Raw genomic sequence first — 19,291 nt, 5'->3', positions numbered from 1 at the left:
CCATCGCCAGCAAGCCGGCTCGTACAAGGAGTTGAGCGCTTATTGCGGGCGTACGCGCAGGGTCAGGCCCTTGAGGAAGTTGCGCAGCAGCTGATCGCCACATGGGCGGTAGTTGGTGTGGCCGAACTTGCGGAACAGCGCGCTCAGCTCTGGCTTGGACACCGGGAACTCGGCAGCCTTGAGGATGGCGTGCATGTCGTCTTCCTTCAGTTCGAAGGCCACGCGCAGTTTTTTCAGGATGATGTTATTGGTCACCGGCACTTCGATCGGCTGCGGTGGACGGCTTTCGTCCTTGCCGCGCTTGAAGATCACCAGGCCATCGAGGAAGTGCGCCATGACTTCGTCCGGGCAGCGCACGAAGCCTTCTTCGTCTTCTTCTTTTTTGTCGAGGTAGGTCAGCAGGTCTGGCAGGGTGACGTCCATGCCGCCGAGCTTGATGATATCGATGACTTTCTTATCGCTGATGTCGAGCATGTAGCGCACGCTGCGCAGTACGTCGTTGTGAATCATGGTGTGCAATCCTGATATTCAGCAGTGGGCGCCGCATAAAACCTGCGGCACCAAAATGTGTGGCGGCGTCGGAAGTCTTAGAACTTCTCTTTGCCGGACAGGTAGCGCCATTGCCCCACGGGCACTTTGCCGATGGACACGCCGCCGATGCGAATGCGACGGATACCCACGACCTTCAGGCCGACGGCCTGGCAGAACAGAGCGATTACGCCCGGTTGCGGATTTTTCATGGCGAAGCGCAGGCGGTTTTCGTTCTGCCAACTGGCCTTGACCGCTGGTAGTTCCTTGCCCTTGTAGGTCAGGCCGTGCTGCAAGCGATTGAGGCCATGTTCGACCATGTCGCCTTCGACCTCGACCACGTATTCCTGCTCGATCTTGTTGGAGTCGGCCGTGAGCTTGCGCAGGATCTTCCAGTCCTGGGTGAACACCAGCAGGCCGCTGGCGTTGGCCTGCAGGTCAGTGCTCGCGGTGAGACGCTGGAAGTGGCCCTTGAGCGGACGTTTGCCGTAGCGATGTTCTTCGCTCAGGGTCTCGGCGCTGATGGTCGCCATGGCGGTGTCCGCGTCCATGCCGGCGGGCACGTTGAACAGGATGGTCACCGGCTCCGGCGCCGTGGCCTTGGCCTCTGGGTCCAGCTCGACTTTTTGCGTGCCGACCTTGAACTGCGGCTCGTCGATGACTTCGCCGTCGACGGTGACCCAGCCGCCCTCAATGAACAGCTCAGCCTCCCGACGGGAACAGCCGACGAGTTCGATGAGGCGTTTGGAGAGACGAATCGGGTCAGTCATGTCAGGGCCGTAACAAAAAAGGGGTGGGCATTGTACCTGCTGGGCGCCGGTTAATCCCGGCTCCATTTCAATGCCGTTGCATTTCCTGTGGGAGCTGGCTCGCCAGCGATTGCATCACCTTGGCGCATCAGGATTGACCGCAGCGTCTGCATCGCTGGCAAGCCAGCTCCCACAGGGTTCAGTGTCAGGTCAGCCGTGCTGTGAAAGTTTGTGATTTTGGCGCATCCGCATATGCAGCAACGGATACGGTTGCCCCATGCCATCCACCTCCGAGCGGCCGATCACCTCAAACCCTTGCTTGAAGTAAAACCCCAACGCTTGCGGGTTCTGTTCGTTAACGTCCAGTTCATCGGCGTTGAGGTTTTCCAGGGCATAGCGCAGCAATTTCTTGCCCAGCCCCTGACCGCGATGTTTCGGGTCGATAAAGAGCATTTCGATCTTGCCCGCCGCGACTCCGGCGAACCCGGTAATGCGCTGGCTGGCGTCCTTGGTGCAAATCAGCATCACCGCGTCGAGGTAGCGGGTCAGCACCAGGTTCTTCAACAATTCAATGTAGCTCTCTGGCAGAAAGTCATGGGTCGCGCGAACCGAGGCCTCCCAGACCTGTGTCAATTCTTCGTAGTCGCTTTGTTTCGGTGTGTGGATGACCGAATGTTGGCGCATGCCCGCCTGCTCCTTATTTTTTACAACCGGCTGTGAAGGTGAGAATCCGTTCCTCACAAAACGATAGCCGTAAAAAAGCCCCGCATCTCGTCAAGAGAGCGGGGCTTTGCGTATTTTTTGCGTTTAGATCTGTTCAGCCCACAGGTCGTATTCGTCGGCGTCGGTCACTTTGCACCAGACTTTATCGCCCGGCTTGAGGTTACTGCCGTTGTCGATGAACACGTTGCCGTCGATTTCCGGGGCATCGAAGAAGCAGCGGCCGACCGCGCCTTGCTCGTCGACTTCATCGACCAGCACTTCGATTTCACGGCCGATGCGCATTTGCAGGCGCGCCGAGCTGATCGCTTGCTGGTGCGCCATGAAGCGATCCCAACGGTCCTGCTTGACGTCGTCCGGTACCACTTCCAGATCCAGGTCATTGGCCGGAGCGCCTTCAACCGGCGAGTACTGGAAGCAGCCGACGCGGTCGAGCTGGGCTTCGGTCAGCCAGTTCAGCAGGTATTGGAAGTCTTCTTCGGTTTCGCCCGGGAAGCCGACGATGAAGGTCGAACGGATGATCAGGTCCGGGCAGATCTCGCGCCAGTTCTTGATGCGCGCCAGGGTCTTGTCTTCGAACGCCGGGCGTTTCATCGACTTCAATACTTTCGGGCTGGCGTGCTGGAACGGGATGTCCAGGTACGGCAGGATTTTGCCGGCGGCCATCAACGGGATCAGCTCGTCAACGTGCGGGTACGGGTAAACGTAGTGCAGGCGAACCCAGACACCGAGGGTGCTGAGGGCTTCGCAGAGTTCGGTCATGCGGGTTTTCACCGGCGCGCCGTTCCAGAAACCGGTGCGGTATTTCACGTCAACGCCGTAGGCGCTGGTGTCTTGAGAGATCACCAGCAGTTCTTTGACGCCGGACTTGACCAGGCGCTGAGCTTCGTCGAGCACGTCGCCTACCGGACGGCTGACCAGTTTGCCGCGCATCGACGGGATGATGCAGAAGCTGCAGCTGTGGTTGCAGCCTTCGGAAATCTTCAGATAGGCGTAGTGGCGCGGGGTCAGTTTGATCCCTTGTGGCGGCACCAGGTCGATCAGCGGGTTGTGGTCCTGACGCGGCGGCACGACTTCGTGCACGGCGTTGACCACTTGCTCGTACTGCTGCGGACCGGTCACGGCCAGCACGCTCGGGTGCACGTTGCGGATGTTGCCTTCTTCGACGCCCATGCAGCCGGTCACGATGACCTTGCCGTTTTCCTTGATGGCTTCGCCGATCACTTCCAGGGATTCTGCCTTGGCCGAATCGATGAAACCGCAGGTGTTGACCACCACGACATCGGCGTCCTGATAGGTGGACACAACGTCATAGCCTTCCATGCGCAGCTGGGTAAGGATGCGCTCGGAGTCGACCAGTGCTTTCGGGCAACCCAGGGATACGAAGCCAACCTTTGGATTGGCCGGCGCAGGAGTGGTGGACATGTCTAACCTCGGTATTTTGTGACGCCTCCAGCCATGATCGGCAAGGCGACAGACGGACGCTTTATCGCGCCTCTGATCAAAAAGTGCGCAATTCTAGCGATGGCGGACGCACTTGACCAGCTTTATGCAGGGAAATACGACGAGTGCTGCGCTATGCTTCGCGCCGTTGGGCTTTACCGATTTTTTACTGTCAACAAAACGTCTGTAACGTGAAGTAAAACAGCGCATGCTGCACGACAAAGCATAGTGCTTCTTCAAAAGAAGCCCGGGTCTGGGTAGTAGGAGTGGTGGATGGGTCACGCAAGTAGTCAGGCTGCAGGTGCCGAGCATTCGGCAGCGAAGCCGATCGGCATGCTGGTCGCGGCGGTCGGGGTGGTTTACGGCGATATCGGCACGAGCCCGCTGTACACCCTCAAAGAAGTGTTTTCCGGCGGCTATGGTGTGCCGGTCAACCATGACGGCGTGTTGGGGATTCTGGCGCTGATCTTCTGGTCGCTGATCTGGGTCGTGTCGATCAAGTACATGATGTTTGTCCTGCGCGCCGACAACCAGGGCGAGGGCGGGATCATGGCCTTGACCGCGCTGGCGCGGCGGGCGGCGGCGGGGCACGCGAAATTGCGCTCGTTGCTGGTGGTCTGCGGGTTGATCGGTGCAGCGCTGTTCTATGGCGACAGCATGATCACACCGGCGATTTCCGTGCTCTCGGCGATTGAAGGCCTGGGGCTGGCATTCGACGGCATCGACCATTGGGTCGTGCCGCTGTCGCTGGTGGTGCTGGTGGCGCTGTTCCTGATTCAAAGTCACGGCACCGCGCGCATCGGCATTCTGTTCGGGCCGATCATGGTCACCTGGTTTGTGGTGCTCGGGGCGCTGGGTGTCTACGGCATCCTGCAGCACCCGGAAGTGTTGCAAGCGATGAACCCAGTGTGGGGCGTGCGCTTCTTCATCGTGCACCCTGGCATGGGCGTGGCGATCCTTGGCGCGGTGGTGCTGGCGTTGACCGGTGCCGAAGCGCTGTACGCCGACATGGGTCACTTCGGCCGCAAGCCGATTGCCCGTGCGTGGTTCATCCTCGTGCTGCCAGCGCTGGTGCTGAACTACTTCGGCCAAGGCGCGCTGCTGCTCGGTGATCCGGAAGCTGCGCGTAACCCGTTCTATTTGCTGGCGCCGAGCTGGGCGTTGATTCCGCTGGTTGGTCTGTCGACCCTGGCCACGGTCATTGCCTCGCAAGCGGTGATCTCCGGCGCGTTCTCCCTGACTCGTCAGGCGATCCAGCTTGGTTACATTCCGCGCATGCACATCCGACACACGTCCAGCGCTGAGCAGGGCCAGATCTACATCGGCGCGGTGAACTGGGCGCTTATGGTTGGCGTGATTCTGCTGGTGCTGGGTTTCGAATCCTCGGGTGCGCTGGCGTCGGCCTACGGTGTGGCCGTGACCGGGACCATGCTGATGACCACCATCCTGGTGTCGGCGGTGATATTGCTGCTGTGGAAATGGCCTCCGCTCCTCGCGGCGCCGCTGTTGATCGGTTTCCTCTTGGTAGACGGTCTGTACTTCGCTGCCAACGTGCCGAAAATCATTCAGGGTGGTGCGTTTCCGGTCATTGCCGGGCTCGCGCTGTTCGTACTGATGACCACCTGGAAGCGCGGCAAGCAACTGCTGGTCGACCGCATCGACGAAGGCGGACTGCCGCTGGAGATTTTCATCAGCAGTATCGCTGTCCAGCCGCCGCATCGCGTGCAGGGTACGGCCGTGTTCCTCACTGCCCGCCCGGACGCCGTGCCACATGCACTGTTGCACAACCTGTTGCATAACCAGGTGCTGCACGAACAAGTGGTGTTGCTGACAGTGGTGTACGAAGACATCCCGCGTGTGCCGCCGAGCCGGCGCTTCGAGGTCGATTCCTACGGCGAAGGGTTCTTCCGGGTGATCCTGCATTTCGGCTTCACCGACGAACCGGACGTACCGCAGGCGCTGAAGCTGTGCCATCTCGATGAGCTGGATTTCAGCCCGATGCGCACCACGTACTTCCTCAGCCGCGAAACGGTCATCGCCTCCAAACTCGAAGGCATGTCCCGCTGGCGCGAGGCGCTGTTCGCCTTCATGTTGCAGAACGCCAACGGCAACCTGCGCTTCTTCAATCTGCCGCTGAACCGGGTGATTGAGTTGGGGACGCAGGTGGAGATGTAAGTCACCCACATCAAAAAGCCCCCGCAGCCTAACGGCTCGGGGGCTTTTTGCAGGCGCTGCTCAGATCATTCCTGAGCTTCAGTTTCCTTGGCTTGACGCTTCTCGATCACATCCACCAGCCGCTGGGCCAGTTTCGGGTAGTTCTCGTCGAAGTGGTGGCCGCCGGGCAACTTGATAACTTCGCCCACGGCGCTCTTGTCGGTACAGCCGCTTTCATCGACTTCTTCTTCACCGTAGATGCACACCACTTTAGCGGCGGGCAGCTTGGCCATTTCCGGGCCGGTGGCGGCTTCTTTGCCGGCGTTGCCGAGCCAGCCTTCTACTTCGATTTCGAAGCTGCCGGTGCGGGCGAAGGCCAGCAGGATGATTGCATCGACGCGATTCTGTTCCGATTCGGCCAGGCGGTTGTAGATCGCCGGCAGGACGTCGGCACCGAACGAGTAACCGGTGAGGATGAAGCGCTTGGTGCCCCATTTCTGCCGGTAGTGCTGCATCAGTTCAGCCAGGTCCAGAGCGCTTTGCTCAGGGCTCTTGTGCTGCCAGTAGTAGCGCAGGGTGTCGATGCCGACCACCGGATAGCCGATCTTGGCCATCTCGCCCGCCACGTCGCGGTCGAGGTCGCGCCAGCCACCATCGCCGGAGAGGAACAGAGTGACGGTGTCCTTGGCCTGGCCGGCCGGCACTTCGACCACTGGAATCTGCAGGCCGCCCGCGGCTTTGTCGCCACCGACGAGAATCTTGCGCAGTTCGTTGTTCAGCACTTGCGGCAGGTTGATGTCGTAGTCGCTGATGCTGGTTTCGGCGTTGGGTTGGTCGCGTACGAAACCGGCGCTGGTGTCGTCCGGATTGTCGTTCCAGGCCACCAGCCAGTGACCGTGGGCCGCGCTTTTCGGCAGCAGGTGCGTGCAACCGGGTTTTTCCAGGGCCAGGTCCACCGAAACGGCTTGGGCCTTGTCGTCTTTCTGCTCGGACAACCAGCGCCACGCCAGTACCGCGCCCGGGCCGATGCCGCTGACCAGGGTCGCCGGGCCTTTCAGCTCGCGCAAGCCCGATTGCAGGGCGCGGCTTTGCAACAGGCAGTCCTTGGGCAGGATCACCTGGACAATCTGCGCCGAGCCGCTGCGGCTCAGGGTCATCAGTTGTTTGTCGCTAAGCTTCTGTTCTTCATTGACCGCCACCAACACCTGAGCCTTCGGCGTGGTGCCGGGGATGACGCGGGTCATCGCGGCGCCATCGGCCGGGGTCAGTTGTTCGAGGGTCGGTTCCGGTGCCGGGCGTTTCAGGTACCAGTAGCCGCCACCGACAATCAGAGCCAGCACGACCAGCGTGCCCAGTACATACCGCAAGGAGCGTTGAATCATCAGCGTTTCACCAATCCAGTCAAGCCGCCCGCGATCAGGGCAGCAGTATCGGCCAGGGCAACCAGCGGATCGAGTCCGGCGGGCACGGCCATATAACGGGGTTCCCAGTCAGGCTGGAATTTGTCTTTGAAGCGGCGCAAGCCTTGGAAGTTGTAGAGCTGCTCACCACGGCGGAAAACCATCGAGCCCAGACGCTGGGTCAGCGGTGCGCCGCGACGGGGTTGCAACCCCGACAACGGCACCATGCCCAGGCTGAAGCGCGCGTATCCGTGACTCTTATAATGTTGGATCAGGCCGACCATCATGAACTCCATGGTCAGCTTGGGGGCTTCGGGGTGCGCGCGCATCAGGTCGAGGCTGGCCAGGTCATGGCTGTAGGTCTCGAGCAGGTTGGCGAACGCCACCGGGCGTCCTTCGAAACGGATCACCGCAATGCGGAAGTGCTTGAGGTAATCATCACTGAACCGGCCGAGGGAGAAGCCTTTCTCGCGCACGTTCTTGCCGGTCAGCCAGGCATCGGAAATCACCTTGAGCTCATCCATCGGCGCCTGGCCCGGTTCATGGATCTCCAGCGACAGGCCATCGCGGGTGCCACGGTTCCAGGTGTAGCGCAGGTCCTTCATCTCTTTGCCCTTGGCTTCGAGATCAAAGCGCTTGAGATCGACCCGGGCTTCTTCACCGAGCTTGATCGCGGTCAGACCGATGTCCATGTAGTACGGCAGATTCTCCGCGCGCACTTGATAGAACACGGGGCGGGCGTGGTGGATGTCGCAGAGGTCGCGGAACTGCCAGATCATTTCCGCCCGTTGCTGGCCCGGCCCGATCGGGTCATACAGCGCCACCAGACTGCGGCCACGGCGGGCGTACATCAGGAACGCCTCGTCGTTGGGATGAAACAGCAGCGCCTTGTCACCAGTCAGGGCAAGGCCGCCATCCGGTTGCGAGGAAGCCATCAGGATCTTGCTCGCACGCTCCAGTTCATCGGGCGTTGGCAGATGAATCACCGGGCGTGCGGTACGCAGCAGCCAGGTCAGGGACACCACCACCAGCAGCACGGCGGCACCGAGCAGCGAGCGCAAGCCGCGCGGGGCATCGGCGTCGAGGGTGAACTGCCACCAGAGTTGATGGCTGTATGGCACGTCCTGATAGGCGAACAACAGCAGCCACATCGACGCGCCGAGCACGCACAGGCTGGCAACCAGGTACAGCGGCGAGAACGGCAGTTCGGTCAGGCGGCTGGGGCGGTAGAACGAACGGCGGAAAACCCCGAGCAGGCTGGCAGTCAGGGTCATCAGGCAGGCTTCTTCCCAGTCGAAGCCTTTGAGCAAGGAGAGTAGGGCACCGACGAGCAACAGAATGGTAGTCAGCATCCACGCCGCCGACAGTCGACGACGCAAGCCTTGAGCGAGCAACAGACAAAGCACGCCGATCAGGCTGGCACCGAAGTGCGAGGCGTCAACCAGGCGATGGGGAATCAGAAAACCGATGTGTTCCAGGCGGGTGTCGATTTCCGGCGTCGCGCCGGAGAACAGCAGCACCACACCGGACAGGAACACCAGTACGGCCAGAATCGGCGCGGCCAGGCCCGATGCGGCACGCAGCGACTGGCGTGTCTGGAATACGCGCTGGCCTTCGTTGATCAGCAACAACAGGCAGGCCACCAGCAATGGCAACACAACGTAAATCAATCGATAGAGCAGCAGGGCAGCGGCCAGTGGCGCAGCACCGAGTGTGTCGGAGAAGGCGGCCAGCAAAATGGCTTCGAAAACCCCGACACCGCCCGGCACATGGCTGAGAACCCCAGCTGCCAGGGCCAGCAGATAGACCAGCAGGAACGCGCCGAAAGGTGGCGCTTCCGGCAACAACAAGTAGAGCACGGTCGCGGCGGCGGCCACGTCCAGCGCAGTAATGACCAGTTGCAGGAAAGTCAGACGACGCCCCGGCAGGCGTAGAGTACGGCGGCCGACCTTGACCAGCAGATTGTCTACCAAGGGTTGTTCCGGCAGTCGACGGCGGTAGATACCGACGGCCAGTACCGCAAACATCAGCAGCACGACGGCAGCGATCACGCCCAGCAATGTTTCTGAGAGCCCCAATGCAGTAGACGCCGCAGGCAGGTTGCTCAGGGTTGCCAGTGCGGCGAGCGGGGGCAGGGCGCAGCCGAGCGAGAGGCTGGCGAACAACGTCATGCGGGCGACCTCGGCAGCCCCCAGGCCATGACGTGCATATAAGCGGTAGCGTACCGAGCCGCCGGACAACATCGAAAGGCCGATGGCATTGCCAATCGCGAAGGCAGTAAAACCGCCCAGTGCCAGGGTTCGCGGCGCCAGATTCACACCGGCATAGCGGCTGGCGGACCATTCGTAACCCAGCAAGATGATGAAGCCCGCCACCGTCGCGCCCAGTGCGCCGAGCAGTGCCGGTTTCGGCACTTCGAGAATCGAGTCGTGCAGAGCATCGAGATCGAGTTCGCTCAGCAAATGACGGCAGGCAATCAATGCGATCGTGAATAGCAAAAGAGTGACGGCCAGGCCGATGGGCTGGCGGTATTTGCTGATGAGATCCAGCACGCGCAGACGCTCCGCCTTGATCGGTTGTGTCGCTGTGACGGAGTCTTGTGGATCAGACGAGTTGGCGCGCATCAATCACCTCTTGGATTGTGCGCGACAGGATGGGGGTATCCAGCCAAGTTACCAATCCCTGTAGAAAAAAATAATCACAAATATTAACGCCTATCACCGGGTCACGGCGACGGCACATCATCAGTCGTAGAGGGCCAAGTCTGCGATTGAGCATAGTCTGAACTCGGTGCATGGGTGACCTCGGACGGCTCACTACACAGTGACAGATCATTGTTGCGAAAGGACTTTTTCAACAGATACAAAAAAGGCCACTCTTTCGAGTAGCCTTTTTTGATGTTTGGTTGCGGGAGCCGGATTTGAACCGACGACCTTCGGGTTATGAGCCCGACGAGCTACCAGACTGCTCCATCCCGCGTCTGTGTGGCGGCATTCTATAGAGATACGCCGGGGTGTCAACCGTTAATCCTGAGTCTGGTCAAATAAACGTAAAAGAGCGTCAAACGGTCGCAGGTGTCGGTTAAGTTTTGGAATCTGAAAGATTTTTAATTTTTTTGTGGAAAAACAGGCGCGCACAAAAAAGGCCACTCTTTCGAGTAGCCTTTTTTGATGTTTGGTTGCGGGAGCCGGATTTGAACCGACGACCTTCGGGTTATGAGCCCGACGAGCTACCAGACTGCTCCATCCCGCGTCTGTGGATCGGCATTCTATAGAGATACGCTGGGGTGTCAACCGTCAATTTCGATAAAACCTGTTTCTGTTCAATTGCTTAGCTCGCTAAATGGGTGGGTGATCGGCCGGAGAGACAGGCGTGGCAAGGCTTTCGCCTCTATTGTGGAAGTAATCTTGATTGAGAAATTAAATTTACCGGGGCTTTTCCTACAGGCGGAAAAGAACATTCAGAGCACTGGTGCTATATACAGGTGTCAGTGAGATACTGCTTGTCCGACACGCTCTGACGCTATTTCTTCTTCATGAACGCCGCGTTGATATGACCCAACGAAAAATCATCCACGTTGACTGCGACTGCTTTTACGCCGCCATCGAGATGCGTGACGACCCGCAACTGGCCGGTAAGCCTCTGGCAGTGGGCGGATCGGCGGATCGCCGGGGGGTGATTGCCACCTGCAATTATGAGGCGCGGGCTTATGGCGTGCGCTCGGCGATGTCTTCCGGGCATGCGTTGAAGCTGTGTCCGGACCTGACCATCGTCAAGCCGCGCATGGACGCCTATCGAGAAGCGTCCAAGGAAATTCATACGATCTTTCGCGATTACACCGACCTCATCGAGCCGCTTTCGCTGGATGAGGCTTACCTGGACGTATCGGACAGCGCGCATTTCGGCGGCAGCGCCACGCGGATAGCTCAGGACATCCGCCGTCGGGTTTCCAATCAGCTGCACATCACCGTCTCGGCGGGCGTGGCGCCGAACAAGTTTCTGGCCAAGATCGCCAGCGACTGGAAAAAGCCCAACGGTTTGTTCGTCATCACCCCGGATCAGGTCGAGGGCTTTGTCAGTGGTTTGCCGGTGAGCAAGTTGCACGGGGTCGGCAAAGTCACTGCCGACAAACTGGGCAAGCTCGGCATCGTCGATTGTTCGCAGTTGCGTGAGTGGGACAAGCTGGCGTTGGTGCGCGAATTCGGCAGTTTTGGTGAAAGGCTTTGGAGTCTGGCCCGTGGGATCGATGATCGCCTGGTGCAGAACGACAGTCGCCGGCAGTCGATCAGTGTCGAAAATACCTACGACGTCGACTTGCCGGATTTGCGCAGTTGCCTGGACAAGTTGCCGGAACTGCTGGAAACCCTCAAAACCCGCATGGCACGAATCGACAGCAGCTATCGACCGGGCAAGCCGTTCGTCAAAGTGAAGTTCCATGATTTCACCCAGACCACACTGGAGCAGGCCGGGGCAGGGCGGGATCTGGGCAGTTATCAGTTGTTGCTGACCCAGGCGTTCAATCGCGGCGGCAAACCGGTGCGGTTGTTGGGGGTGGGGGTGAGACTGGAGGATTTGCGGGGTGGGTTTGAGCAGATGGAGTTGTTCGAGCGTTAAAACTCAAAAGATCGCAGCCTGCGGCAGCTCCTGCATGGGAATGCGTTTCCCTGTAGGAGCTGCCGAAGGCTGCGATCTTTTAGCGGGTCTTAATTCGGCCCCGGATCCGCCACCAACCGCCCGGCATCTTTGGTCAGCGACTTCAAAAACTCGGTCTGCAGTTCAGGATCGTTGCGGGTCAGTTCGATCAGGCTTTGTTCCAATTCACTGGCTTCTTCTTCCAGACCCAATTCCGACAGGCGTTTGACCCGGTGTACCCACTGGCTCACTTCGTCGTCTTCAAGGTCGTCGTAAATCAGACCATGGGCTTCGAGCAGTTTGCCACGCAGGGTGTTGCTCAGCGCCAGGGTAGAGTCGGTGTGCACATCGTCCTTGGCATCGGCGACACTGATCTGCAGCTTGCCCAAGTGATTGAGGTCATGTTCGGCGAACGGGCTGTCCAGCAGATTCAGGCGCAACACGCCGTTTTTGTCGGTGCTCAACTCGAACGTTTCCTTGCCGGCCTTGACCTCGACCGGGCGCTCGCTCCACGGCAGGCTCGAATACTCCGTGCGTTTATCGAGCTGAACTTCGTCGATACCCGCCAGGTTCTGCTGCGCACGACCGTTGGACTGCACGTTCATGAACGGGTTGAGCCCGGCAAAACCGTAGCTGAACCAGTCCTTGGTCACGGTATCCGGAAGGTTGCCGAGGGCAAACACGTTGACCACGTTCGCGCCGACACCGCCGACCACCGCCACCGCGCCCAACGGGATCTCGTAGACCTCCCGCCAGGGTTGGTAGGGCGTGTAGCGATCGTAATGGCGGGTGACTTCGAACTCGGTGACTTCGAAAGTCTTCTGCTCGTGAATTTTCACCCGCCGTTGCGGCAGCTCAAGCACCTTGGGCTCGCCGACATCGATCTGCAGGCTGTGATCGAGCAATTTGCGCTCGACACGTTCCTCGTGCTCGCTGCGTTGTGACATGTGATTGGCACAGCCGCTGACCAGCAGGGCGCCGCACAGGGCGGCACCACCGAGGCCTAAGGTGTTTCGCTTGAACATGACGTCTCTATCTGGTTTCAGCGGCGGATACGGGCCTGCAGGAAAGACAGTACGTCAGCGACCGGCAGCGCTTGCGGCTCGGCCTCGGTACGGCTCTTGTATTCCAGGTTGCCTTCGGCGAGGCCGCGGTCACTGACCACGATCCGGTGAGGAATGCCGATCAGCTCCATGTCCGCGAACTTGATGCCTGGGCTGGTTTTCTTGTCGCGATCGTCCAACAGCACTTCGAAGCCGGCCGCAGTCAGTTCTGCATAGAGCTTGTCGGTGGCTTCGCGAACCTGCTCGGTCTCGTAGCGCAACGGCACCAGGGCGACTTGGAATGGCGCCAGGGTGTCGCTCCAGATGATGCCTTTTTCGTCGTTGTTCTGTTCGATGGCCGCTGCAACCACGCGGGAAACGCCGATGCCGTAGCAGCCCATTTCCAGGGTGACCGGCTTGCCGTTCTCGCCCAGCACTTCGCACTTCATCGCTTTGCTGTACTTGTTGCCCAGCTGGAAGATGTGCCCGACTTCGATGCCGCGCTTGATTTCCAGGGTGCCTTTGCCGTCCGGGCTTGGGTCGCCAGAAACCACGTTGCGCAGGTCAGCCACGGTCGGAACCGGCAGATCGCGTTCCCAGTTCACGCCGAAGTAATGCTTGTCGTCGATGTTGGCGCCGATGCCGAAGTCGCTCATCAATTCGACGGAACGGTCGATGATGATTGGCAGCGGCAGGTTCAACGGGCCGAGGGAGCCGGCGCCGGCGCCAATGGCGTCACGCAGCTCGGCATCGCTGGCCATGACCAGTGGACTGGCCACGCCTGGCTGGTTCGCAGCCTTGATCTCGTTGAGTTCGTGGTCGCCACGGATGATCAGGGCAATCAGCTTGCCTTCTTCCTCGGCATGCACGATCAGGGTCTTGATGGTCTTCTCAATCGGCAGATTGAATTTTTCCACCAGCGCGGCAATGGTCTTGGTGTCTGGAGTGTCGACCAGGCGCAACTCTTCGCTCGCAGCGGGACGGGAAGTCTCCCGTGGCACGGCCTCGGCCTTCTCGATGTTCGCCGCGTAATCAGAGCCGTTGCTGAAGACGATGTCGTCTTCGCCGGATTCGGCCAATACGTGGAATTCGTGGGAGCCGGCGCCACCGATGGAGCCGTTGTCGGCCTCAACAGGGCGGAATTTCAGGCCCAGACGGGTGAACACGTTGCAGTACGCCTGGTGCATCCGATCGTAGGTAACCTGCAGCGAAGGCTGGTCAGCGTGGAACGAATAGGCGTCTTTCATGATGAATTCGCGGCCGCGCATCAAACCGAAGCGTGGGCGGATTTCGTCACGGAATTTGGTCTGGATCTGGTACAGGTTGATCGGCAGCTGCTTGTAGCTGCTCAACTCGTTGCGCATCAGATCGGTGATGACTTCTTCGTGGGTCGGGCCGGCGCAGAAGTCGCGACCATGGCGATCCTTGAAGCGCAGCAGTTCAGGGCCGTACTCTTCCCAGCGACCGGATTCCTGCCACAGTTCAGCCGGTTGAGTGCTCGGCATCAACACTTCAAGAGAGCCGGCGGCGTTCATTTCTTCACGAACGACGGCTTCGACCTTGCGCATCACTCGCAAGCCCATCGGCAGCCAGGTGTACAGGCCCGAGGCGAGTTTGCGGATCATGCCGGCGCGCAGCATCAGCTGATGGCTGATCACGACCGCGTCGGAAGGCGTTTCTTTCTGTGTGGCGAGCAAAAATTGACTGGTGCGCATGGTTGGCCGTTATCGATTGCTGATGACGAGAAATGACGGAGCATTGTACGGGCGAGATCTGCTGGCGTACAGGCGTGCGGTCGGCGGTGTGGCAGGAGGGCGGGAATCTGACCGCCCTCTGCAATGTTTCCTACAGATGCTTCCTACGACTCTTCCACGACCTGGGTCGGGGCCGGTTCCTGCGTGGGTGTCGGACCTGCGCGGCGGTTCTCCTGGAACCAATGCAGGGCGATCAATAACAGCGTCGGAACGCCCAGCAGGGCGGTGATCAGGAAGAAATTGTGGTAACCGAATTTCTCCACCATGACACCCGAGTAGCCGCCGATCAGGCGTGGCAGCAGGAGCATGATCGAGCTGAGGAGCGCGTATTGGGTGGCGGAGAATTTGAGGTTGGTCAGGCTGGACAAGTAGGCGACAAACGCCGAGGTTGCCAAGCCGGAACTGAAGTTGTCCAGTGAGATGGTCACGATCAGCATGTTCAGGTTCGCGCCCATGTCGGCGAGCATCAGGAACAAGATATTGGTGCCCGCCGATGCGGCGCCGCCAATAAACAGGATCGGCAAGATGCCAAAGCGCACGATCAGCAAGCCGCCCATGCCGGCGCCCACCAGGGTCATGATCAAGCCGAAGATCTTGCTGACGCTGGCAATCTGATCCTTGGTGAAGCCCATGTCGATATAGAACACGTTCGCCATCACGCCCATGACCGTATCGGACATCCGATAGGTGGCGATCAAGCCAAGCAGAAGCAGCGCTTGCCAGCGGTAACGCAGAATGAAGTCGTTGACCGGTGTCAGCACCGGCGCGAGGCCACGGCGACCCATGGCCGAGAGGCACAAGGCGGTGAGTGTGGTGTAGAGGATCGCCCGCAGGAACGCGCGGTCTTCGAGTAGCAGGTCGAGCAGGCTCTCACCTTCGAACAGCACGCTGGCGAAATCGGTGTTGTAGAGCTGGGTGAACATGGCCGGCACAGAAACCAGCAGTACGATCAGGACGAAGACCGAGGCCAGTTGATGCGCGAAACTGTAGCGCCCGGCCTGCAGTTGCGTACGCAGTGGCACCGGCGGTTCGCGCATGAACAGGGAAGTCAGCAACGCCGGGACCATCAGCGCGCCGAAGAGCAGGTAAGTGCCGGCCCAGGCGGAATGCTGGTAGTTGAAACCGGTGGAGCCGAAGCCTTCAGCGAAGAACAGCGCGCCGGCCGTCGCCAGCAGCGCGGCGATCCGATAGCCGGACATGTAACTGGCGGCCAGGGCAGCCTGGCGGCTGTCTTCGGCAATTTCCAGGCGATAGGCATCGACCGCAATATCTTGCGTTGCCGAGGCGAAGGCGACGACGACCGCGATAGCGATCAACCAGGACAAATGCTTTTGCGGGTCACAGAAACCCATGCCGATCAGGCCGAGAATCACCAGGGCCTGGGACAGGACAAGCCATGAACGTCGTCGACCGAGCTTGCCGAGCAAGGGCAGGCGCCATTGGTCGAGTAGCGGCGACCAGACCCATTTGAAGGCATAGGCCAGACCGATCAGGCTTGCGTAGCCGATCGTTTCGCGGGCCACACCGGCTTCACGCAGCCAGACTGAGAGTGTCGAGAACACCAGCATGTAGGGCAGGCCGGCGGCGAAACCAAGCAGCAACAGTACAAGCGTCGAAGGGCTGGCATAAGCGGCGAGCGCGGCGCGCCAGGTTTTACGGGGCATGGGCTGGAGTCTGCCTCAAGAAATACGGAAACAAAGCGCGCACTCTAACCGCTGTGCTCTACCGGACGCCAGCCATGGCGCTGAATATCAACACGATTATTCAGGATACTGATGCCCTCCATGCGCAAACGCGAGCGTTGTTCGTCGCCGGACGCGCTGCCCACCGGCAAGCTTATTCGTCCGCCAGCACCGAGTACCCGGTGCCAGGGTAATTTGCTGTCTGGAGGCAGTTGACTCAGGGTGCGTCCGACCCAGCGGGCGGCACGTCCCAGCCCGGCCAGCTCGGCCAATTGACCGTAACTCACCACTTTGCCCTCGGGCACTTGCGCGAGCGTCGAGTACAGCGCCGTGCGTCGGATTTGTGCGGCGCTGTCGGGTTCGGTGGTTGGGTCGGTCACGTCCGGGGTTCCTGATGAAAATCGCTTTTGCGCTTGTAGAGTAAATCCTGGATGGCCAGTTGAGAAATGAACTCAATAGAAATAGTCGTGTCAGTCCTTGCTAGGGTCTTATTCCTACGGATAATGCCGACTTTTTTTCGCGAACTTGAGCCTGTATTTGCTTATGTTGTCCAGAACCCTGCTGTGCCTCGCTGTCATCAGTGCCTCCACTCCTTTGCTCGCCGACACCGTCTGGTTGAAGAACGGTGACAAGCTGAGTGGCAAGATCATCCTGTTCGACGGTGGCAAGCTGTTGGTCCAGACCGAGTACGCCGGTGCGGTGCCGATCGACTGGAAACAGGTCAAGACCCTCGAAAGCGATCAGGAGTTGCTGGTCAAGCAAGACGCCTACACCGGCGAGAAGGCCAAGTCCTTGCATGCGGCGGAAGACGGCAAGGTAACCCTGGAAAACGGTGAAGCGCCAAAGACTGTTGAGCTGGCGAGTGTCCAGCAAATCCTCAAGCCTAAACCGGTGGTCGAGGATCTGGTGTGGAAGGGCAACATCGACGCGGCGCTGGATTATCAGCGGGCGGACAAAGATACCGACGACTACGACATCGACTTCAAGACCACGGCGCGTCATGGTCGCTGGCGGCACATCGCAGAAGGCGAGTACAACCGCGAGTATCAGGACAAGGATGTCACAACGGACAACTGGCGGGCCGAGTACTCCCTCGACCGCTTCCTGACGGAAAAATGGTTCTGGCAGGGTCGCCTGGTCTACAAGCGCGACAAGGTCGAAGACCTTTCTCGTCAGCGCACGGTCGGTACCGGTCCGGGTTATCAATTCTGGGATGATGAGCTGGGTGCGTTCTCGCTCGGTTCACTGGTCAACCGCACGGATTATGAATTCGCCGATGGCAGTAAGGAAAATTTCTATTCCGTGGCGATGAAGTGGGATTACAACCGCTACCTGATCGGCAAGAAGGTGGAATTCTTCACCAATGGCGAGGTGGGCAAACCGTTGTCGGGCGTGGCGGAATATGCGCTGGATGCCGAGATGGGATTGCGTTACAAGGTGACGGACTGGGCGTCGCTGAACCTCAAGGCCGAGCGAGACATTATCGACGGGACCAGCGATGCTGATCTGGACAAGACCCGGTACACCGCTGGGTTTGGCGTGACCTGGTAACGCCTGAAAGATCGCAGTCTTCGGCAGCTCTTACATGGATTGGCATACGTCCTGTAGGAGCTCCCGAAGGCTGCGATCTTTTTTGCGCCTGCGAAAAACCTGCAGGCACAAAAAAGCCCCGCTTTTGAGGGCGGGGCTTTTTACTAAAGCGAGTACAAGTTAGATAACTTGAACTTCTTCAGCTTGCATGCCTTTCTGACCGCGGGTAGCGATGAAAGAAACCTGTTGGCCTTCTTTCAGGCTTTTGAAGCCGTCGGATTGGATAGCTTTGAAGTGAACGAACAGGTCGTCACCGGATTGTGGGGTGATGAAGCCGAAGCCTTTTTCATCGTTGAACCACTTAACGGTACCGGTTTGGCGATTAGACATGGTGTAACTCCTTGAACAAAGATAACTGCGACGCAGGAAGAACCCTGGCCGAGACTGAGTGCAAAGAGCAGGAAAAATTCTTGTAGATGGTTGGATCGAAATTCAACATATCGTGTAGAGATTCTCAGTGACACAAGCAGCACAGTGACGCCACCTTAACCCTTTTTCCGGAACGTGCCAATGCCTCTTGCGAAGGTTTCTCTATTTTAAGGATCGACGGTGTGACGGTTCGTCGCCATCGCGTGTAATTCCAGCCTGTTCGGCGAGAATTGCAGTGCGGACTTTGAACCCGGCGGCGCGCCCGGTAAGATGCCGGACAGAATTTTTCGACCTCGCTATTCAGGACACCCGCCATGAGCATCAAATCGGACAAGTGGATTCGCCGCATGGCGCAGGAACACGGCATGATCGAGCCTTTCGTCGAGCGCCAGGTGCGCGGCAGCGACGATAGCCGTGTGATCTCCTACGGCGTGTCGAGCTACGGCTACGATGTGCGTTGCACCAATCATTTCAAGGTGTTCACCAACATCAACTCGGCGATCGTCGACCCGAAAAACTTTGATGCGGGCAGCTTCGTCGATATCCACAGCGATGTTTGCATCATTCCGCCGAACTCCTTCGCCCTGGCCAGCACCGTCGAATACTTCCGCATTCCGCGTAACGTATTGACCATTTGCCTGGGGAAAAGCACCTACGCGCGCTGCGGCATCATCGTCAACGTGACGCCGCTCGAGCCTGAGTGGGAAGGGCACGTGACCCTGGAATTCTCCAACACCACTAATTTGCCGGCCAAGATCTACGCCAACGAAGGCGTGGCGCAGATGTTGTTCCTTGAGTCCGACGAAGAGTGTGAAGTCTCCTACAAGGACCGCGGTGGCAAGTATCAGGGCCAGCGTGGCGTGACCCTGCCGCGGACCTGAGTCAGCCGTCTGACAAACCGTGGGAATTCTTGAGCGAGCGTACACTCTATGGAGTGTACTGCTCCGATTCGCGCAAGGCGGATCGGGCCATCGCTCAGGAGTGCTTTATGAAGATCGACCCGCGAATAAGTGCCGAACTGGCAAGGCTCGAGCCCAATCAGGTTGGCGTCCTGGCCTGGTCCTTGTTGGCACATCCGCCGATCAGCATGGCTGGGGGTATCCCCGGTCAACCTGATCCCGATACCCCCAACGAACAACCCACCGAGCCCGGTGAACCCACTCTGCCGGATGAGCCGCCACCTGCGCCTGTGGCTTGATGACCTGCGTAGAAATTGAATGGTCAGTC

At 59.3% G+C, this 19,291-nt stretch carries 16 protein-coding genes and 2 tRNA genes; 5 read left to right on the top strand and 13 right to left on the bottom strand.

What is annotated here, in order from left to right; all coding sequences use genetic code 11:
- Positions 1-39 precede the first annotated feature (39 nt).
- The 4 genes from NL64_RS03615 to rimO all read right to left on the bottom strand — a co-directional run bounded on the left by NL64_RS03615 (position 40) and on the right by rimO (position 3,422).
- The gene (locus tag NL64_RS03615) at positions 40-510 is read right to left on the bottom strand and encodes a DUF1456 family protein (protein ID WP_034146800.1); all 471 of its coding nucleotides are present in this window, start codon (positions 508-510) and stop codon (positions 40-42) included.
- Positions 511-587: 77 nt separating this feature from the next.
- A complete protein-coding gene (locus NL64_RS03610) occupies positions 588-1,298 on the bottom strand; it encodes an rRNA pseudouridine synthase (protein WP_034146799.1) in 711 nt (236 codons plus the stop codon).
- Positions 1,299-1,487: 189 nt separating this feature from the next.
- Entirely contained in the window at positions 1,488-1,961 is a 474-nt protein-coding gene (locus tag NL64_RS03605) for a GNAT family N-acetyltransferase (RefSeq protein WP_034146798.1), read from the bottom strand.
- Between the two features lie 123 nt (positions 1,962-2,084).
- The gene (rimO, locus tag NL64_RS03600; RefSeq protein WP_034146797.1) at positions 2,085-3,422 is read right to left on the bottom strand and encodes a 30S ribosomal protein S12 methylthiotransferase RimO; all 1,338 of its coding nucleotides are present in this window, start codon (positions 3,420-3,422) and stop codon (positions 2,085-2,087) included.
- Between the two features lie 291 nt (positions 3,423-3,713).
- On the opposite strand from rimO, the gene NL64_RS03590 reads away from it, so the two are divergent.
- Positions 3,714-5,615 (top strand): potassium transporter Kup, encoded by a 1,902-nt coding sequence (locus tag NL64_RS03590; protein WP_034146795.1) that lies wholly within the window; start codon positions 3,714-3,716, stop codon positions 5,613-5,615.
- Between the two features lie 65 nt (positions 5,616-5,680).
- Here the strand turns inward: NL64_RS03590 and NL64_RS03585 are convergent, their stop codons facing one another.
- The 4 genes from NL64_RS03585 to NL64_RS03570 form a co-directional block, all read right to left on the bottom strand.
- Complete coding sequence (locus NL64_RS03585; RefSeq protein WP_034146794.1) at positions 5,681-6,976, bottom strand: virulence factor family protein; 1,296 nt, start codon at positions 6,974-6,976, stop codon at positions 5,681-5,683.
- On the bottom strand, positions 6,976-9,618 hold the full coding sequence (mprF, locus tag NL64_RS03580) for a bifunctional lysylphosphatidylglycerol flippase/synthetase MprF (protein ID WP_034146793.1): 2,643 nt from the start codon (positions 9,616-9,618) through the stop codon (positions 6,976-6,978). The genes NL64_RS03585 and mprF overlap by 1 nt, the downstream gene beginning before the upstream one ends.
- 278 nt (positions 9,619-9,896) lie before the next feature.
- Positions 9,897-9,973: transfer RNA gene (locus NL64_RS03575), tRNA-Met, on the bottom strand.
- A 196-nt stretch (positions 9,974-10,169) separates the two neighbouring features.
- Positions 10,170-10,246 (bottom strand) — tRNA-Met (locus NL64_RS03570).
- A 300-nt stretch (positions 10,247-10,546) separates the two neighbouring features.
- On the opposite strand from NL64_RS03570, the gene dinB reads away from it, so the two are divergent.
- Positions 10,547-11,608, top strand: a complete 1,062-nt coding sequence (gene dinB, locus NL64_RS03565) for a DNA polymerase IV (RefSeq protein ID WP_034146792.1) — start codon at positions 10,547-10,549, stop codon at positions 11,606-11,608.
- An 89-nt stretch (positions 11,609-11,697) separates the two neighbouring features.
- Here the strand turns inward: dinB and NL64_RS03560 are convergent, their stop codons facing one another.
- The 4 genes from NL64_RS03560 to NL64_RS03545 form a co-directional block, all read right to left on the bottom strand.
- On the bottom strand, positions 11,698-12,651 hold the full coding sequence (locus NL64_RS03560) for a hypothetical protein (RefSeq protein ID WP_034146791.1): 954 nt from the start codon (positions 12,649-12,651) through the stop codon (positions 11,698-11,700).
- Positions 12,652-12,668: 17 nt separating this feature from the next.
- Positions 12,669-14,384 (bottom strand): proline--tRNA ligase, encoded by a 1,716-nt coding sequence (locus NL64_RS03555; protein ID WP_034146790.1) that lies wholly within the window; start codon positions 14,382-14,384, stop codon positions 12,669-12,671.
- Positions 14,385-14,527: 143 nt separating this feature from the next.
- Positions 14,528-16,087 carry an AmpG family muropeptide MFS transporter gene (locus NL64_RS03550; RefSeq protein WP_034146789.1) on the bottom strand — a complete coding sequence of 520 codons (1,560 nt, stop codon included), beginning with the start codon at positions 16,085-16,087 and terminating at the stop codon, positions 14,528-14,530.
- Between the two features lie 44 nt (positions 16,088-16,131).
- Positions 16,132-16,485, bottom strand: coding sequence for an MGMT family protein (locus NL64_RS03545; protein WP_034146788.1), 354 nt, complete (start codon positions 16,483-16,485; stop codon positions 16,132-16,134).
- Between the two features lie 163 nt (positions 16,486-16,648).
- Between NL64_RS03545 and NL64_RS03540 the strand changes: the two genes are divergently transcribed.
- Positions 16,649-17,656, top strand: a complete 1,008-nt coding sequence (locus NL64_RS03540) for a DUF481 domain-containing protein (RefSeq protein WP_034146787.1) — start codon at positions 16,649-16,651, stop codon at positions 17,654-17,656.
- Between the two features lie 159 nt (positions 17,657-17,815).
- Here NL64_RS03540 and NL64_RS03535 read toward each other — a convergent pair whose 3' ends face one another.
- Positions 17,816-18,025, bottom strand: coding sequence for a cold-shock protein (locus NL64_RS03535; protein WP_002554837.1), 210 nt, complete (start codon positions 18,023-18,025; stop codon positions 17,816-17,818).
- A gap of 353 nt (positions 18,026-18,378) precedes the next feature.
- On the opposite strand from NL64_RS03535, the gene dcd reads away from it, so the two are divergent.
- Positions 18,379-18,945: a dCTP deaminase gene (gene dcd, locus NL64_RS03530; RefSeq protein ID WP_007904652.1), complete on the top strand. Its 567-nt coding sequence runs from the start codon at positions 18,379-18,381 to the stop codon at positions 18,943-18,945.
- Between the two features lie 107 nt (positions 18,946-19,052).
- Positions 19,053-19,262: a hypothetical protein gene (locus tag NL64_RS03525; RefSeq protein ID WP_017336784.1), complete on the top strand. Its 210-nt coding sequence runs from the start codon at positions 19,053-19,055 to the stop codon at positions 19,260-19,262.
- Positions 19,263-19,291: the final 29 nt, after the last annotated feature.

It is taken from the genome of Pseudomonas fluorescens (assembly GCF_000802965.1).
GTDB classification, from domain to species: domain Bacteria; phylum Pseudomonadota; class Gammaproteobacteria; order Pseudomonadales; family Pseudomonadaceae; genus Aquipseudomonas; species Aquipseudomonas fluorescens_A.
Note: the sequence above shows the minus strand (reverse complement) of the source record. Positions and strands in the feature narration are given on the sequence as shown.

Bases quoted from the DNA above. Each gene is read 5' to 3' on its own strand.
- NL64_RS03615 (WP_034146800.1), bottom strand. From the start codon at position 510: ATGATTCACAACGACGTACTGCGCAGCGTGCGCTACATGCTCGACATC.
- NL64_RS03610 (WP_034146799.1), bottom strand. From the start codon at position 1,298: ATGACTGACCCGATTCGTCTCTCCAAACGCCTCATCGAACTCGTCGGC.
- NL64_RS03605 (WP_034146798.1), bottom strand. From the start codon at position 1,961: ATGCGCCAACATTCGGTCATCCACACACCGAAACAAAGCGACTACGAA.
- rimO (WP_034146797.1), bottom strand. From the start codon at position 3,422: ATGTCCACCACTCCTGCGCCGGCCAATCCAAAGGTTGGCTTCGTATCC.
- NL64_RS03590 (WP_034146795.1), top strand. From the start codon at position 3,714: ATGGGTCACGCAAGTAGTCAGGCTGCAGGTGCCGAGCATTCGGCAGCG.
- NL64_RS03585 (WP_034146794.1), bottom strand. From the start codon at position 6,976: ATGATTCAACGCTCCTTGCGGTATGTACTGGGCACGCTGGTCGTGCTG.
- mprF (WP_034146793.1), bottom strand. From the start codon at position 9,618: ATGCGCGCCAACTCGTCTGATCCACAAGACTCCGTCACAGCGACACAA.
- dinB (WP_034146792.1), top strand. From the start codon at position 10,547: ATGACCCAACGAAAAATCATCCACGTTGACTGCGACTGCTTTTACGCC.
- NL64_RS03560 (WP_034146791.1), bottom strand. From the start codon at position 12,651: ATGTTCAAGCGAAACACCTTAGGCCTCGGTGGTGCCGCCCTGTGCGGC.
- NL64_RS03555 (WP_034146790.1), bottom strand. From the start codon at position 14,384: ATGCGCACCAGTCAATTTTTGCTCGCCACACAGAAAGAAACGCCTTCC.
- NL64_RS03550 (WP_034146789.1), bottom strand. From the start codon at position 16,087: ATGCCCCGTAAAACCTGGCGCGCCGCGCTCGCCGCTTATGCCAGCCCT.
- NL64_RS03540 (WP_034146787.1), top strand. From the start codon at position 16,649: ATGTTGTCCAGAACCCTGCTGTGCCTCGCTGTCATCAGTGCCTCCACT.
- NL64_RS03535 (WP_002554837.1), bottom strand. From the start codon at position 18,025: ATGTCTAATCGCCAAACCGGTACCGTTAAGTGGTTCAACGATGAAAAA.
- dcd (WP_007904652.1), top strand. From the start codon at position 18,379: ATGAGCATCAAATCGGACAAGTGGATTCGCCGCATGGCGCAGGAACAC.
- NL64_RS03525 (WP_017336784.1), top strand. From the start codon at position 19,053: ATGAAGATCGACCCGCGAATAAGTGCCGAACTGGCAAGGCTCGAGCCC.